At 42.0% G+C, this 16,773-nt stretch carries 14 protein-coding genes; 1 reads left to right on the top strand and 13 read right to left on the bottom strand.

Going from position 1 to position 16,773, the window contains the following annotated elements; translation table 11 throughout:
* Positions 1 to 777 precede the first annotated feature (777 nt).
* From QAI40_RS09305 to QAI40_RS09245, 13 genes are all read right to left on the bottom strand, one after another.
* Positions 778 to 1,971 (bottom strand): M24 family metallopeptidase, encoded by a 1,194-nt coding sequence (locus QAI40_RS09305; protein WP_304511599.1) that lies wholly within the window; start codon positions 1,969 to 1,971, stop codon positions 778 to 780.
* 47 nt (positions 1,972 to 2,018) lie between these two features.
* Positions 2,019 to 3,329, bottom strand: a complete 1,311-nt coding sequence (locus tag QAI40_RS09300) for a TRAP transporter large permease (RefSeq protein WP_304511598.1) — start codon at positions 3,327 to 3,329, stop codon at positions 2,019 to 2,021.
* Between the two features lie 2 nt (positions 3,330 to 3,331).
* A complete protein-coding gene (locus tag QAI40_RS09295) occupies positions 3,332 to 3,850 on the bottom strand; it encodes a TRAP transporter small permease (RefSeq protein WP_304511597.1) in 519 nt (172 codons plus the stop codon).
* A gap of 307 nt (positions 3,851 to 4,157) precedes the next feature.
* Positions 4,158 to 5,330: a C4-dicarboxylate TRAP transporter substrate-binding protein gene (locus QAI40_RS09290; protein WP_304511596.1), complete on the bottom strand. Its 1,173-nt coding sequence runs from the start codon at positions 5,328 to 5,330 to the stop codon at positions 4,158 to 4,160.
* Positions 5,331 to 5,335: 5 nt separating this feature from the next.
* Entirely contained in the window at positions 5,336 to 6,163 is an 828-nt protein-coding gene (locus tag QAI40_RS09285; protein ID WP_304511595.1) for a TetR/AcrR family transcriptional regulator, read from the bottom strand.
* Between the two features lie 1,049 nt (positions 6,164 to 7,212).
* Entirely contained in the window at positions 7,213 to 7,437 is a 225-nt protein-coding gene (locus QAI40_RS09280) for a DUF350 domain-containing protein (protein WP_304511594.1), read from the bottom strand.
* Positions 7,437 to 8,024: a transglycosylase SLT domain-containing protein gene (locus QAI40_RS09275; protein WP_299983575.1), complete on the bottom strand. Its 588-nt coding sequence runs from the start codon at positions 8,022 to 8,024 to the stop codon at positions 7,437 to 7,439. The genes QAI40_RS09280 and QAI40_RS09275 overlap by 1 nt, the downstream gene beginning before the upstream one ends.
* Before the next feature lie 488 nt (positions 8,025 to 8,512).
* A complete protein-coding gene (locus QAI40_RS09270) occupies positions 8,513 to 8,827 on the bottom strand; it encodes an AtuA-related protein (RefSeq protein ID WP_299983573.1) in 315 nt (104 codons plus the stop codon).
* Positions 8,827 to 10,182 carry an acyclic terpene utilization AtuA family protein gene (locus tag QAI40_RS09265; RefSeq protein ID WP_299983571.1) on the bottom strand — a complete coding sequence of 452 codons (1,356 nt, stop codon included), beginning with the start codon at positions 10,180 to 10,182 and terminating at the stop codon, positions 8,827 to 8,829. The genes QAI40_RS09270 and QAI40_RS09265 overlap by 1 nt, the downstream gene beginning before the upstream one ends.
* 69 nt (positions 10,183 to 10,251) lie before the next feature.
* Positions 10,252 to 11,100: a 3-keto-5-aminohexanoate cleavage protein gene (locus tag QAI40_RS09260; protein WP_299983569.1), complete on the bottom strand. Its 849-nt coding sequence runs from the start codon at positions 11,098 to 11,100 to the stop codon at positions 10,252 to 10,254.
* Between the two features lie 32 nt (positions 11,101 to 11,132).
* Entirely contained in the window at positions 11,133 to 12,032 is a 900-nt protein-coding gene (locus QAI40_RS09255) for an NAD(P)-dependent oxidoreductase (protein ID WP_299983567.1), read from the bottom strand.
* Positions 12,033 to 12,126: 94 nt separating this feature from the next.
* Entirely contained in the window at positions 12,127 to 13,119 is a 993-nt protein-coding gene (locus QAI40_RS09250) for a TAXI family TRAP transporter solute-binding subunit (RefSeq protein WP_299983566.1), read from the bottom strand.
* Positions 13,120 to 13,233: 114 nt separating this feature from the next.
* Complete coding sequence (locus QAI40_RS09245) at positions 13,234 to 15,105, bottom strand: TRAP transporter permease (protein WP_299983564.1); 1,872 nt, start codon at positions 15,103 to 15,105, stop codon at positions 13,234 to 13,236.
* Between the two features lie 496 nt (positions 15,106 to 15,601).
* Here QAI40_RS09245 and QAI40_RS09240 point away from each other — a divergent pair, with 496 nt between their 5' ends.
* Positions 15,602 to 16,372 (top strand): IclR family transcriptional regulator, encoded by a 771-nt coding sequence (locus QAI40_RS09240; protein WP_299983562.1) that lies wholly within the window; start codon positions 15,602 to 15,604, stop codon positions 16,370 to 16,372.
* The last annotated feature ends 401 nt before the right edge of the window (positions 16,373 to 16,773 follow it).

Genomic DNA, 16,773 nt, shown 5'->3' with positions numbered 1-16,773 from the left:
TATTCTGTTTTCAGCTTAAATTATATGAAAAAAATGAAACTATTTACCCCAGAATAATTGAGCCATGAATCTGTGTGAGATAGTTTGAAAAGCTCTCACAAATTCATAACATCAATTATTCTGAAAGGTACCAGACAAAGTTCACAGTATGAAATGTGAAAGATACTGATACAAATCAAAACATTTTTTCATTCAAAAATTTAGAAATGTTAATGCAAGTAGTCTTGAGTTTTGATAATTCAATTTAAGTGAGCACCAGGATGAAATCAACAGTTTTTTTGTTGCGAGTTTACCCCGCCGCCAGAGTCTAAAAAGACAGTCCATACCATATGTGGTAAATTTATATTTTTTTAAAAGCCCGGACTGCGTGAATGAAGCCCTTGGTAAATTATCGGATTTGACTCGTCACTATTGATACCATAAGTCAACTACTCAACTATGTTTTTTGATAAAAAATTACCATCTGACTTCAGCTGCTTTCTCACTGATAGGGATACAGGCTTTAAGGGGTTAACATGATACGCCTATATGACAAGGCTATTGAAAATGGGGTTGTGTAACGGGAATATTTTTTTTACCATTGAAGACGAAGGCATCAAGACCAGGCACCTGAACTATATACCATGGCTGATGGGAAAACCATTGGATCCGCGATTGAAAAATTGCTTCAAGCATTAACTCCCTGTAAAGATGGATTCCAAAACGGCAAGACTCAATGCGCTTGTGAAAAGGATGGCTTTCACAAGCGCACCAGACTATCTTAAGATAATAGCTCAATCAAACGGTGGTAGGAAATGTCAACTCTTCTATCTGGATTGGACCATCAGTTAGCATAATATTGCCGTTATCGGTGATCATCACGGTATCTGAGTGACGGAAACCGCCAACGCCAGGCAGATAGACGCCAGGCTCGATTGAGAAGAACATACCCGGCTCAATCATTCGCTCGTAGCCTTCTGCTAGGAATGGTGCCTCGTGCCCTGTCACACCGATGCCATGCCCCGTGCGGTGTAGAATGAATTCTTCATAGCCAGACTTCCTGAAGACTTCCTTCGTCCGCCTATCCACCTCGCTCATTAAGTTGCCTGGAACGGCCAATTCGAAGGCAACTCGGCGTGCCTCAAGCATCACCTCAAAGGGCCTCTTCGCTTTTTCTGGAACGTGGCCAAGGAAAAAGGTTCGTTCTACCTCCGCTCCAGAGCCATTTATGACAGCACTAATGATGGAGACATGGGGTCCTCCAACTTCCATTGCCATATTCACGTTTGTGTAATTGTGGGGATCATCAGACACGCTACCGGGTTGGAATAGCACTATCAATCGAGTTGCGAGTATATTTGTCGATGGATAGTCACTAAGGATTTGGCCCATCATCATCTTGTTGATTTCGGAGGAAATTTCAGACAAGGTCAATCCAGGTCTCGCTTGAGCCAGTATCCGGTTGTGTGCCTCGGTCGCAAGGGCGCAGGCATAGGCGATACGCCCGACCTCATATTCCGATTTGATCATGCGTAAATCGTCGATAATGTCGGTTTGTACGCGTTCTTTTGGGATCGCCTCATAGATCTGAAGCGGGCAAACCGACTCCACCCCGAATCGAGTGCCATCCGAAAGGAGAGGATGCAAATTGTCAATCCAAGTCTCTCCTGCCGGGGCTGGAAACTCAAAGTAGGAAACAATTTCGATGTCTCCAATTACGCGATTCTTTGCGTGGGGTACTTCCAATTTCGGAACGAGGAATCTCGGTACGCCCGACTTAGGGACGACTAAAATAAATGGTCGCTCATGAATTAAATTGGCGAAGTTGGTGAGATAGAAAATATTGTCAGGTGAGAACGTGACATAACAATCTATCTTCTCCTTTTCCATTCTCGTCTGCACACGCGCGATACGACCTTGAATTTCTTCGACGGAAGGGGGAGCGAACTGTGGTTCCGGATGCATCTGTATGGGTTTTTTCTCTTCGTTCATGTATAGTTCCTTTTTTTTGTTTATGGTCATCAGAAGATGTCCCTATGTTAGCGCAAAAGGTTGGGTAGCCAGAGGCACAGTGCCGGTACAGCCACCAACAAAATTAAGGTCAGAAGGTCCATAAAAATGAACCAGCAAATTCCACGAAAAATTACAGGTAGCTTAACCTGAGGACCGAGCGTGCTTTTGATTACAAAGATGTTGAGACCTATCGGGGGCGTGATAAGCCCGATTTCAAGAAGTTTGATCAGGATGACGCCATACCAGATAAGGTTCATCTCAAGTGCGTTGGCCAGCGGCAAAAAAATCGGTACCGTCAATAGCAGAAGCCCAATGGAGTCGATGAACATACCGAGCAGAATATAGACCAAGGCCGTGGCACAGATTAGAATCAATGGGCCAGCATTAAACTGTTCGAATAACGCGAGAAGCTGGGGTGTAATACCAGTGATGGCTATGAACCGAGTGAGCAGGGCGCCACCAATGATAATGAAAAAGATACTAGCAAATGATTCCGCAGTTTGAATCAGTGCACCACAGAAAGCGGTGTAGCTCAGTCGTCCTTGGAGTGCGGCCAAAGCAACTGCACCGGTAGAACCTATCGCACCAGCCTCCGTCGGTGTGGCGATGCCGAAAAAAATACTGCCCATGACCAGTACTATAATTATCGGTAAAGGCAAGATGGTCTTGGCAATCTCCCATTTGTTAACTTCGAAACTTACTATTTTGACAGATTCACCGGAGAGTTTTGGATTGATCTTGCACCGAATAGAAATCATCAAAATATAAATTGCTGCCGAAATCACGCCGGGCACAACACCTGCCAAAAATAACTTGCCGATCGAAACATTGGCATAGATACCATAGAGAATGAGCAGAATGCTGGGTGGTATTAACGACCCGAGCGTACCAGATGCGGCAACAGTGCCACAGGCAAGGCCTTGGTCGTAACCACGTTTGAGCATTTCTGGAATGGCAATCCTCGACATGGCTGCTGCGGTGGCAACGCTCGAACCCGAAGCAGCTGCAAAAAGGGCGCTTGCAAACACGCTCGCTGCGGCAAGAGAGCCCGGCAGGCGAGAGAGGAGAATGCTTGAAGCCTTAAACAATCCGTTTGTTAGGCCGGTGGCTGCGCAAATGAACCCCATGAACAAAAACATGGGCGCTGCAGAGAATTCCCAGTTGGCTGCCATCTCAAACGGCAACCTTGAAAGAGAACCCACAGCCGCGCTCCAGCTCTTTTCAAACGCGATACCGAAAAAAGACACGCTCACAAGAGCTATGCTGATCGGCATGCGTATTGCTATAAGAATCAGTAAAGCACCAAAGCACAGGCCGACGGCGACAAAACTATCCATGTCTATATTTCTCCTTCTTCTGCATAAGGCGATCCGCCTCCACTGCTCAATGCTCTGATTGTAGAGAACAGCGCTCCTATTGAAGCACTTAAGAAGGCAACGGGCAGCAACCATCTGGCTGGCCAGATCGGCAGTAGATGAACCCCCATGACAACTTCACCGCGATGTGTGGCGGATAGTGCCTCCTCAAAACAGACATAGGTGAGTAGCCAATAAAAAAACACTGCCATCAATCCCGAGGCTGCAATGCTGACCCTTTGAAGCGCCTTTGGAAATTGCCTGAAGAACAAGTCGGTCTTGATATGCTTGTCTTGGTATTCCAGAATCAGCATGGGCAAAAAAGTGAGTGCGATCATGTAATAAAAGGAAACCACTTCGAGTGTGGCAGGGATAGGACTGTTAAGCATGTAGCGCATGAGCACGTCTAACGAGACATGCACAAGAATCAGCAGCACCGCGAAACCTGCAAGTCTGTTCTGAAAATGCGCCAGAGATTCGAGTCTCGGTGTTTTGATAGTCATAAAATACCTCCTCTGTGGTGTAAATCCTTCCCTGTTATAGTCATTATACTGCCATTAATTTTTCAGCCCATTGATTCAAAAAGTTATTCCACCAACCTTTAGCTAAATCCTTTTCTTCAGATAATACCTTTTCGGCTAATTTTTTGTTAACCTCTTCGATTATCTCTCGGTAGTATTTTTTCTCATAATTAGTTCCTTATGTTAGGGGTTCTATTGTTCCCTAACATAAGGAAATGGGAATGTTTATCTTTACCTCAAAATTACTACAACAGCCATGATTTATAACCCATACTCCGTTGTATGAGCTTTAGTTTAGGCCGTATTTCGACAGATCGACCTTATCAAAGATCTCCTTACGAAGAATTTCTGCATAGGCTGCCTCATCGTCACGAGGCACGTCCTTGAGCCGTTTGGTCCACTTTATAACAGTCTCTTTGAACCTTGTATGTAGTGCCTGTGGATCATCAATGCGAAATTTTTTCTTTGCGATGTCTGCGGCCCGCTCTTCCTGCTTATTTTTGAAATTGTTCAAGGATTTAAGCAGTGCCGGGTTAGGTTTGTGGAAAGTGACACCTTCCGTCTTAAGGCTGACCATAGCATCTCGTTCCCCTTCAATGAAAGCTTTGAAAATGAAATGTGCTATGGCATCGGCTTGAGCGTTAAACAAAACACGCCGCTGGTCCACTGTCAGACCGCGCCAGAATTTAGGATTATAGGCCCATCCGTAACCTGCCCAGAATATTGTGATTGGCATTTCGGTTATATGTTTGGCTACTTCGTAAAGCTTGCGGTCAAGCATATCCGGAAGGCACGCCGTTGTGCAGTCTAAGGCCCCTTTGTCGAGAGCGGAATACATTTCGTTCGAACTTAATGACACCGGGACTGCGCCGGCTTCAGAACCCCAAGCGCCAGCAGCACGGCCAGGCAATCGGGTCTTCTTGCCTTTGAACTGGTCCAACGTCGAAACCTCTTTGTTACACAACAGCAAATATGGCGGTGTGATATACGGGCCGCCATAAACCACGCCGTTTCGCTGCCATTGTTCACGCATCATCGGGTCGTTAAAATCAAAATCGGCAATGGCGGCTATCATTGTGAAAGTGTCAGTATAAAGCATAGCAAGTTCTTCTACCGCGGCAGATACGTTGAGTTCAGACGGCGTGTACTGCCCTGTGTGAGCAGCTACATCCACTATACCATCTGCAAGGGCTGCCATGGCGCCACGCGGGGTAAGCATAGCAGAACCAAGGTCAACCTTCACCTCCAAATTACCTTGCGAGTAGTGTTTAACCCGCTCCGCCCAGAATGTGTATAGATTCTCAGATATGATGTGGGTTGGCGGAGTCCAAGTCGCAGCCTGGATATACTCAACCGCACTGGCCGGAATGGCCGCAAGGTTAATTGTTATCACTGCGATCGAGACAAAAAATAAGTTTCTGAAGAACATTCTTGCAATAAAAAAAGTTGTTTTTTGTTTCATTTTTTTTAACTCCTCTTCGGTTTTAATGTTGTTTTGTTCTCATGCTTTTGTAGCTGTTTCGCTCCCAAGATGTCAGAGGTTAAGACCTGTTCATCGAGAGGGTTGACATGTACATTCTGGAATAGAGAACGACCAAGTTCATTTCTTACACGATCAGTGTTTCCCGGCCTTTCACCGTAGGAACGCTGGAAAGCAAGACCTCGCAGAACGTTCATCACGATGAGCCAGCGGGATCCCTGCTCCTCTATGGTGAGGCCATCAATGGTGAAGGTGTGCAACCAAAAGTTTTCCATGGAATCACGGAAACGCGTGATGTTATCCGCAATCGCTTCGATAAGTTGCGGATTGACGCGCACTGCCACCGCGATTTCCATATAGGCGGTAAAATTGTCGCATGAGATCAACCAACAGAGCTCATCCAGAAACTCATCGAGATTGATCTCGCCAGCGCGCAATCGCAAACCGAGCCCCTCAAAGTCGATAACAGTCTCTTCTAGCAGATCTGTAAAGGCAGCAGCCACCAAATGGTCGCGGCTTTTGAAATGATGAAACAGAGCCCCCTTCGAGAGCCCGGTCAGTTTCAAGATCGGGTTAAGGGATGTCTTCCCGTATCCTCTTTCAATGATCAATTCGATCGTGGCGCGTTTCAATCGGCGAGACGTATCTTCTGGATCATTACGTCTCAGCAATTTTCCGGTGTCTTTTTTTAGTTGCCCCACTGGGCGGGAATTCGATGAAGCTGACATCTTAACGTCAAGATCTGTTCCAGATTTTTCATCGGTCCCACCGTCGGTTCCGAGAGCCACATTGTTTCTCTTTATTGTTTTTTTCATTTCCCTTTCCTGTGCATCATATTTTCACAGAGCCGAATATTTACAGTCTGACCAAAAGTATACATATTTGATCCGAAAAATATTCTTGTAGCTGATCTTATGATGGCAGTTTCTCTTTGGTTAATAAAACTCGTTAACATTTTCAGTCCCTCGCCTCCGTCTGAATAAATCGGACATATAAGTATTGCTTTACCCTCTGATACTGTTACCCATTTCATCTTCGACAATACCTTTTGCTATTGTTATGGCTTCATCTACTCATAACGGTTGCACCACGGTCCTCAGCTTGACACGCTCACCCATTTTTGTGAAGCATACCAACCGACTGGTCGGTCTGTCAAGAAAAAAATTGAGGTCTACTTAAAAAAATATAAATTTTTAAGCAAAGGCTATGTCTTCTGTGCTCAGGTTGTTTGTATCCTTTCGGTAAGCATGCGGGAATTAGGTTTTGAAAAATGGTAATATCGGTTCTCTAAAACAATCTAAACCAAATGTTGTGAGGCTCAGCCTGCTTTCATTTCAGAATGTATTGTAGAAATGGAAAACAGTGTTGGCTCAAAAAGGAAAGTGTGTTTTGGGTGCAAAACCAATTTTGATCTTCTTGAACTTGGCAAATCCTTTTGGAGTAAATAGTCATGATCCAGGTCATCTGGTGGTAAAAAAGCTCTATAGATTATAGTGTACCTTTAAAGGGTTTTAGCTTTAATTAAAAGGTGTTGTCTGGTGGTCGTAGTACTCAGTCCGGATAAATTTTCGGCAACCCCACATATGGTATGTGACGTATTTTCAGCTTTGAATTTTTAATTCAAATATATGAGCCGCAGGCATCATCTCTGTCCATCCCCTTGCATTACAGCAATATATAAATCACACTCAAGCATAATTATCCATGTCCTGATTTTCGGATGGTCTGAATTCTAAAAGATACCCAAATAATACATCACTGGAAATTTGGGTTAAACATTGATTCCAATCATGAAAGTAGTATTAATTTTATTATGTTTTAAATGCCTTAGAAGTTCTTGTTCGACAAGAGTAATAAAACACGTCTAATTTAGTCCCATGCCAATGACAAGTCCAACGGCAATACCAAGTCCGATAAAGATGGAGCCTACAACAATTCCAACAGCGATATTGTTGTCGGACAACTGCTTTGATGTGTCAAACGGGGTCACTCGATCAAACAGTTTAAACCCTAAAAGCATAAAAATCAGTGTAAGAATCACTCCAAAAACTGCATATACAAAATTTGCAATAAGTATTCCGAGTTCCATTATTTTAATACTCCTTTTACCTTGTTTATTTTATTCACGTATCCAATGGTTTCTTTACTATGTTTGCCTGTTACCTTAACAAGTGTTTTCTCAATAGATGACCAATGGTTTGGGTTCATATCAGATTTTTCTGCAATTTTTTGAGCTTTAATGATATTTCCTTTACCTGCATTGTAGGCTCCAAACATGAAAGCAAGTTTATCCATAAAAGGCCTTTTGGCCTTCCATAATTTCCATATTGCCCTGTCATAATAAATACCCGCTGCAATATTCCATTTGGGTTGCAGGGAAGATCCTTTTATTGAAGCGTTTTTATACTTAATTTCTTCAAATGTTTTTGGCATTATCTGCATGATTCCTTTTGCTCCAACATGGGATTTTGCATCGGCATTCAGGTTGGATTCTGCAATGGCCTGGGATTTAAAATATCGCCAGTCAAATCCGGGCCCAAAAAAATGTTTGGTGTATTTCTTAAAATAACCATCATACTTGGTAACCCTGTTGTATCGCTCAAATCCATACGAAGGAAATGGGTAGCACAAAAACAATACGAAGATGGTTATAATTAGCTTTGAAAAAAAATTCATAGCAGATAGTACCATATAAAATAAGGATACAAAAGGCATCAGTTAAAGGCAATCAAGAATAATTAAAGTTCTCTCACGCCGGAAACCGGGGTTCGATTCCCCGTGGGATCACCATGATATCAAAGGTTTTCTTAGATTTTCTGAGAGCTTTTTTATTTTGGGAAACAAGTCTTCCCCACGCTATATTCCCCACATACAAATTTTTCTTGATAACCACATAATCAAAGAATATATAATCAATTTATGAGAATCACACCGCTAAGCACAACAATCAAAGCAGCAATGGCTGTCGCCTTCTGTTATTATTTTCTAGCCGGATAAACCTCACAAAAGCACTAATTGCGGAAATAGATATTGTGGGCTTAACACACCCGGGAATGATGATTATTGCATCCCATTAGTGAGGGAAAACATGAAAGAAGGGCAGTGCAAAAATTACACTTTGTTCTGGATAAAGGCTCAAAATGCTTGGTTTTTGGCTTGGTTTATTAATTCTCAGGAAGTACAATCCCCATCATCAAATAACTAAGGCTTTTCCCATGAATATCCTGGGAAAGAGACACTGTTACTCCGCCGCCCCGCATATTTTCAACAACAAAGTTGAATGCGTGAAGCTTAGGAAGTTCATAGCGGGAAACAGGACCCTCCGCTATGGGAGAAAAATCTTTGGCAACTTTTTCCGAAGTAAGATGTTGTTTAAGGTAATGAAATTTAGCTTCATCAAATGCTATGACTGAAATGTTTACCGTCCGGCCTTTATCCCCCGTCCTGCAGTGAGCTATATCATAAACTTTAATACTCATTATTTGCCTATTGTATGTATCGTTTGTTTGATTAAATAACGTGGCAGAAGAACTGATTGAATGGCTACCAATTCTTTTGTCTGTCTGAAAAACCCGCCTCCTCCTGCCGGACCGTTCGTTAGTAATGCTTCTACTTCCTCTCCAACAGCGTTGGCTGCCATTTTATCTCGGCATTTGGCTGCAAGACGAAGGCGGACTTCATAGGGCTCGCTCAATGTGGATGTTTTGCCATGCAGGCTGTCCATACCGATAAAATCTTTGTGTATTTCAAGATAGTCAAATTTTCTAATTTTCAAGCGTTCGATCACAATTTCCCCTGCTAAACGTGCCCTTGCAACGGCATTTGGCCCTCCGTAGGAAATCTGTCCTTCGCCCATATAGCCGTCCATATAGCCCACGCTGACCTTGTACGAATCTGTGCGGGCAAGAGCTCTGGCGCCAAAAGCATGAACAGAATCTTTAGCTTCCTGTTTAAAATTAACGTCTGTGACATCTAGAACACAGTCAGGAGTAATATATCTGGAAGGATCGTGGATTTCATAAAGCAATTGTTCCTTACAGGTCATCACATCCAGTTTCCCGCCTGTTTCCGGTGTTTTCCCTAAAGTCACTTTGCCATCTTTTGTTACATCGGCATAAGGAAAGCCAAGCCGGGCAAGGCCTGGTACGTTTTTTTTGCCCGGGTCGGCAAAATAGCCTCCTGTAAGCTGACCCGCGCATTCTAAGAGGTGGCCGGCAAGCGTTCCCTGGGCCAGAAGTTTATAGTCGTTGTAAGACCAGTTAAACTCATGAATCATTGGTGCCAAGAACAAGGAAGGGTCAGCCACCCGGCCGGTTAAAACAACGGCCTGCCCTGTTTCAAGAGCAGGTACTATGGCATCAGCGCCCATATAGGCATTGGCAGAAATAATCCGCGGCAGGATACTTTCGAGAGTTTTTCCGGATTCTAAAAGTATAAGCTCTGGTTTATTTTTAATTATGTCAAGGACATCATCTCCTAAAACGACAGCCACCTGCATTTCCGGGAAACCAAGTTCCCGGGCTATTTCATATGTACGTTTGCCGGCGGCCAAAGGGTTAGCGGATCCCATATTGGATATAATGCGCACACCTTTTGGCAGACAAACAGGCAAAAGCGTCCTTATCCGTGCGGACAAAGTCTCGCTGTATCCTTTTCCCGGCTCACGGATTTTGATCATATTTCCCAATGCCACAGTGCGTTCTGCAAGACATTCAAGAACGATATAATCGAGTTCAGATTTTGCTGCAAGCTCTACTGCTGAATCTACTCTATCGCCTGAAAAACCAGCCCCGCCACCAATACGAATCTTATTTTTACCTTTTGATCGCTTCATCACATACAGACTTTCAATATCTCTTTGCTTTCCAAGTTATTTTCAAATTATTCTAAGTCATATAACCTTTCAGCTTATTGTTTCAAGTATCCGGTTTTTATTTTCATGAGGGATTGCTAAAATTGAGCGTGCCTCATCTGGATTAGCGATGTCCCGACCGATTTCTTTCGCGATCGTTACAATTTTTTCTACAAGTTCAGCATTGGATGCAAGAGCCCCGTCCGGCATGTATAAATTGTCTTCCAGACCTATGCGGACATGCCCACCCATTACGATTGCTGCAGTGGCAAGCGGTATCTCCGCCTTTCCGATTCCGGCCACGGTCCAAGTTGAATCAGGTGGTATCCCCTCAGATAAAAAGAGCAGATTCTTCACTGTCCCAGGCATTGCTCCGGGTGCTCCCAGAACAAAATCAAAATGAAGGGGAAAGTCAAAAAAACCTTTTTTTTTAAGATGCAGGGCATTATTTATCATACCTGTCTCAAATACTTCAATCTCCGGCTTTACCCCGGTTTCCTTGAACACTCCAGCAAGAAATTCAATAAACTGGGGCGAATTTTCATATACTATTCCCGGCAGATTGTTTGATCCGGTAGTAAACGAAGCCATCTCAGGAAGCAGTCTTACTGGAGTTGCTCTATCCTCCCAATCTTTTCCTGCTCGTGCTCCTGTTGACAACTGAATGATTACATCTGGTGAAACTTTTTTTATATTTCTGACGATTTCTTTGAAAATTGATGTATCCAGAGTTGGTTTTTGTTGAGAATCCCTGGCATGAACATGAAAAAGAGATGCCCCGGCATCTGCACATCTTTTCACATCTTCGGCAATTTCTTCGGGTGTTACCGGAAGATTGGTATTATTTTTTTTTGTAGGTACATTTCCGGTTAAAGCTACAGTAATTATAAGTTTTTCCACGATTCCTTTTTTAACCTTTTTTTATAAAGATGTTAGTTCTTTTTCCCACGAAATTTTATTTTCAGCAATTTTTCAAAAATTTTTATCATTGATCCTTTGTCCTCTTCACCATATCCTGATTTTAAGGCAGTTTGATAAGTAGAAAAGGCTGCGTATACAACCGGTATAGGAATTTTTTCATGGGAAGAGATTTCGCAAACATTAACCATGTCTTTATAAGCGTGCTTCATGGGATAGCCATGATCAAAACAATTATCGAGGATTTTAGGAATAAAGACTTTGGAAGCAAAGCTTTGACCTGATCCCGTGTTGATAACTTGGGCTACTTTTTCAGGTTCCAGTCCCAATTCTGCCGCCATGGGCAGAACTTCAGCAAGTGCGGCCAGGTGGACATTAAAAAGAACATTATTTATCATCTTGGAAAGCTGACCGCTGCCGACGTCACCCATATGTACAACCTCATTTCCTATTTTGTCAAAAGCAGGACTAATCTCCTTTAATATTTCCTTGTCGCCGCCGAACATAATGGTCAAGGAAGCTTGTTTGGCCCGATCCTCCATTCCGGTTACAGGCGCATCAGAAAAACAAATTCCATTTTCTTTTAATCTATCTGAAAACTCTTTTGTCCACATATAATTTGAAGTTCCTAAATCAACCAGTATCTGATTTTTTTTTGATCCACAGAGAATACCTTCCTGGCCGAAAACTACTTGTTCGGCAACATTAGAGTTTGGCAAGCTAAGAAATATCCAATCGGTCTGTCTTGCCAGTTCAGCAGGAGATTCTGCTTTTTTAGCCCCTTTAGCAGTCAAAAAAGCCATTGCATCTTTACTGATATCAAAAACCGTGATATCAAAATCGCCTTTTAATAGGTTAAGAGCCATCCACCGGCCCATTTGTCCAAGACCTATAAAACCAATCTTTTTTTTCATACCAGAGTCCAAGTTAAAATAACTTTCCTTTTAATTGCAGTTGGGTAAAAAGTCCCCATTGGGTTCTTTTTGAACTTCATGAGGACTTTTATCTTTATAATAGCCCGATTTCTTTATAATATTTCGCTGCACCTGGATGGAGTGGGGCCAGGTTTCCTACTGCAGGATCAAATTGCCATCGGCCAATTGCTTGATGAACATTTTGGGTTAACCATTTCTGGTTTTGGTGAATAGTTTTTACTATCTGATAAACCAGTTCATCTGGAAGGTCGGCTCGACATGCAAAAGGTCCTGCTTCGGTATAAGTGTTTATATCTGCAGTTTGATTTTTATATGTACCGGCCGGAATGGTTTCCTTTGGAAGTGAAGGATATTTGGAATAAATTTTGTTAAGGTCAGAATCGGAAAAACTTAGGATTTTTACGTCTCTAACCGTAGTAAGCTCCATGAATGTTGAGTTTGGATAACCAACATCTCCGAACACTGCATCTATCCGGCCATCTTTAAAAGCGTCCGCCCCTTGGGATTGTTTGATGCGAAGGGCTTTGATATCACGGTCCGGATCAACGCCAAAAAGCTTTAAAACCAGTTCAGAGCTAACAAGACCAGCGCTTCCCGGTGCATCGAGAGCAACTTTTTTGCCTTTTAGATCGAGTAATGTATTGATACCGCTATCTTTACCAACAGCCCAATGAACAGTACTGCCATGAATAAAAAACATTGTGCGCAGATTTGGCAGCTTATCTTTTAAGTTTGCGCCTACAACGCCGATCCAGCAGATCAAGCCCATGTCTGTCTTTCCTCGGTTAAGCAATTGTGCGTTTTCAACCGAGCCCGCTGTTACTTCCGCTGTGGCTGCCTCCACTATATCAAGTTTTGACCTAAGGAGTTCTCCGACACCACCTCCTGATGGATAATAAGTGCCGCCGGTCCCACCAGTTGCAATGGTTAATTTATACTTCTCCCCGCAAAGCCCAAAGCCAGGGATAAAAATAATTAAAAGTGTGCATATGATTCCGATTGTTAAAATATGATATCTACCTTTCATATTGTCCTCCATCTTTTTAGCTATTATTGTTGTTCTCATAAGCTTACCCCTTGTCTGTGCTGCTGCATGTCCTTTTTATTGCTGCACCCCCTTTCAATCTTATTAAATAAGTTGATTATCATACTTAAAGTCTGATCTGCCTGAAAAATTGATCTAAATATTTTTTTCAGCAATTTCACGATTTCTTAACTTCCACATGGTAATCTGATAAGAAATTAAAACAGCCATCAATAAACAGCCAAAGTAGTTTAAATACTGACTCGGCCAGAAACAGCACACGGTTACGGCCAAAAACATGAGCCTGGAAATGATGTTCAGAGGGCTGACAAAATAACCTTCTAAAAATAAAGTCATTGCAAATAGCCCGCAAGTTGCAATAATACTTATGAAAATAATCTGAAAAACACTTCCCGTCAGAATTGAAGTATATACAAAAAGCAGGGGAATTAAATAAAGCCCTTTGGCAAGGGCCCAGCTGTAAAGACCTGTTTTCATAGGGTCTGACTGGGCAATTCCCGCGGCCGCATATGCTGCCAGGCATACCGGTGGAGTTATGTTGGAATCCTGGCTGTACCAGAACACAAGCAGATGAGCCGCTAAAACACTCACGCCCAGTGCTCTGAGCCCGGGTACGGCTAATACCGCTAATACAACATAGCTTGCTGTGACCGGAAGTCCCATGCCCAGAAATAGAGAGGCCAGTAAAACCAAGAAAATAGCTAATATTTTTTGCCCGCCTGCCACTGAAATTACCATGGCAGAAAATTTAAGTCCAAGGCCGGTTAATCCCACCACACCGACAACAACACCGGCTGCTGCGCACGCAGCGGATACCGGAATAGCAATAAGTGCAGCACTCTTTAACGCATCTAAAAAGACAGGAAAAGTCATCCGGGATTCTTTTTTGAAAAAACTGACGATAATAAGCCCACCAATGCCAAGGCAAACCGAATAGGTAGGACTGTATCCATAGGCAAGCAAAAATATAAGCAGTGAGATGGCAACAATATAATGGGCTCCTATTTTTAATTGTTCTATAAAGGAAGGTAATTCATTTACAGGAACCTTTTTTATGCCATCTTTAAGGGCACGGATATGTACAAAAAAACTGACGCTTATAAAATATAAAACTGCAGGAGCAATTGAAACAAGGATGATCTCCCTGTAGGCAATTCCGGTCCACTCAGCGATGATAAAGGCACCGGCACCCATGATGGGAGGAACCATTTGCCCGCCTGTGGAGGATGCGGCTTCAATGGCACCTGCAATAGCAGGTTTGTAGCCTACCTTTTTCATCAAAGGAATCGTAAAAGAACCCGTGGCCACTGTATTTGCAACTGCACTTCCGGAGATGGAACCCATGAGACCGCTGGCAAAAACAGCCGTTTGTGCCGGGCCGCTGCGGCTTCTGCCGGTGAGTGCAAATGCAAAATTAATAAACCACTTTCCTGCACCTGTTGCTTCCAGAAAACCGGCAAAAAGAACAAAAAAGTAAACATATTTAACCATAACACCAATGGGGATGCCGTGAATCCCATCGGATGTCATATAAATCTGGGTGACAATCCGATCAAAATCAAAACCCCGATGGCCGAATATTCCTGGTATAAATTCTCCTAAAAGAGCATAGCTTATAAATACAACAGCAATGATGAGAAGAGGCAATCCAATGGTTCTGCGGGTCATTTCAAGAACCACTATAATGCTGAAAACGCCCATCACAATATCCAATGGTAATGGATCTCCCATTCTAAGACCCATATTCGGGTATTCGACAATGATATAAAAACCGGAAACGATTGCGACCAGGATCAGTAAATAATCAAGAAGCAGCCATTTTGATTTTTGTTGACTGATGGGTTTAAAAAGAAAGATTAAAACCGAGGCGAATATTAAATGCCCGGCGCGCCAGCTCATTTCAGTAATGAATCCGATGGTGGCAAAATAGAAGTGATAAAACGCCATTAGAACGGCAATAAATAATATCAATCTGGATTTCAGGTCCGCCTTTTGAATCACTTCCATGGAACGCCTCTTAATTTCCGACACTTACAACTGTATGCATTTTGCCTAAAGCCAGCCTAAATATCATCTGGGAAAGTTAATTATTGAGCATAATAAATTCCACCATACGGAATTTATTAAAAACATTACCGCCCCTCAGAATTATTTGTATATTGTTATGCTGAAGATTGTCAAGTATTTTATAGTCTTTTAGTAAGCAATAGTCTGAAAAAGGTGATTAAGTAAAAATTTTCTATAAATTAAAGTGATTAACAAAAAAAATTCAACGTTTTTGATTAAAAAGAATAGAATAATTTATTTGACAGACCATAAAAATAAAATTAAATTGTGCCTTAATGTGGGAAAATATTAAACAAATTTGGTTATACGGAATTATTCGATGATTTTAAAAATGTTTGAATCTCATCCTAAAATAGTAATTGCCAATTTCAGAACTTGTTTTACCAAATTTTAATCAGGATTATTTTTTTATAAATTTTATTGCTAAGGAACTCTCGTGGCTGAAAAAAATCAAGTAAAAACTCTCGAAAAATGCGTACACGTATTGACATGCATGGCTGATAACCTGGAACCTATGACTCTGAATGAATTAATTAAAAAAACCGGGTTGAAGAAAACCACAACTTATAGACTGCTTCAGGCATTAACATCTTTGCAGCTTATGGAAAAAAATCCAGAAACCAAGCAATATCACCTTGGACCCAAGTTGATTTATTTTGGAGTTACTGCATTGGGTAATTTGGATTTACACAAAATTTCTTTGCCGATTATGACGAAACTAAGAAATGATACCGGTGAAACAATCAACCTTTCAATTTTAAAAGGCTCAGAAATTATAATTTTAGCACGAATTCGATCGGATCATTTGTTTAATGTGAATCTTTCTGTGGGTTCCCGTCTTCCGGTTAATTGCACCAGCCAGGGAAAAGTGATTCTGGCTTATATGAACGATGATAGAGCCAACGAGATCATGGAAAATTTTATTTTTGAAAAAAAAACTGAGAAAACTATAGTGTCAATGTCAGCCTTGAAAAATGAGCTGGAACTTGTTCGAGAGAAAGGGTATGCCGTTAACGACGAAGAACTTGAAAAAGGTCTGAGTGCTGTAGCAGCGCCTATTTTTAACTATGCCGGCGAGGTTATTGCGGCAATTAATGTTTCTTATTCAACTGCGAGACATCCGGAGCCGGAAATGTATAAGCGTTTCTCAAAAAAAGTTATTACCGCAAGCAAAAAGATTTCAAAATCTATCGGTTTTTCAGGATAATGGTCTAAAATATCGGAATTTTATCACCGTGAAAGATAGACGTCAAAACGGGTTCGCTTGAAACCGATTCAAAACAAAGATGGTTCAACAAAACAGGATTGTGAGATCAATGCCGGTAAAAGGATCATAGCAAAAACAAGAAAAGCCCATCCCGATGGATATCTGTTTTAATTGGTCTCGTATTGACTAATGGACCAAGCGATTATATATATAAATGCGTTATGAGTTTTGAAATAAATAGATAGATTGATGGGTGCCAGCGGGTCGAAAATTGCAGCCTGATTTTTAAGCAAGACAGACATAGCAAACTTGCTTATCACCCATTTTGCTTTACTTGAAAACATGAGTTCAGAATACTGATCTAAGCTTTTTTTGTATCTGTAAAATATTTTTATGGAGTA

This window comes from Desulfobacula sp., from assembly GCF_030611305.1.
Taxonomy (GTDB): Bacteria; Desulfobacterota; Desulfobacteria; order Desulfobacterales; family Desulfobacteraceae; genus Desulfobacula.
Note: the sequence above shows the minus strand (reverse complement) of the source record. Positions and strands in the feature narration are given on the sequence as shown.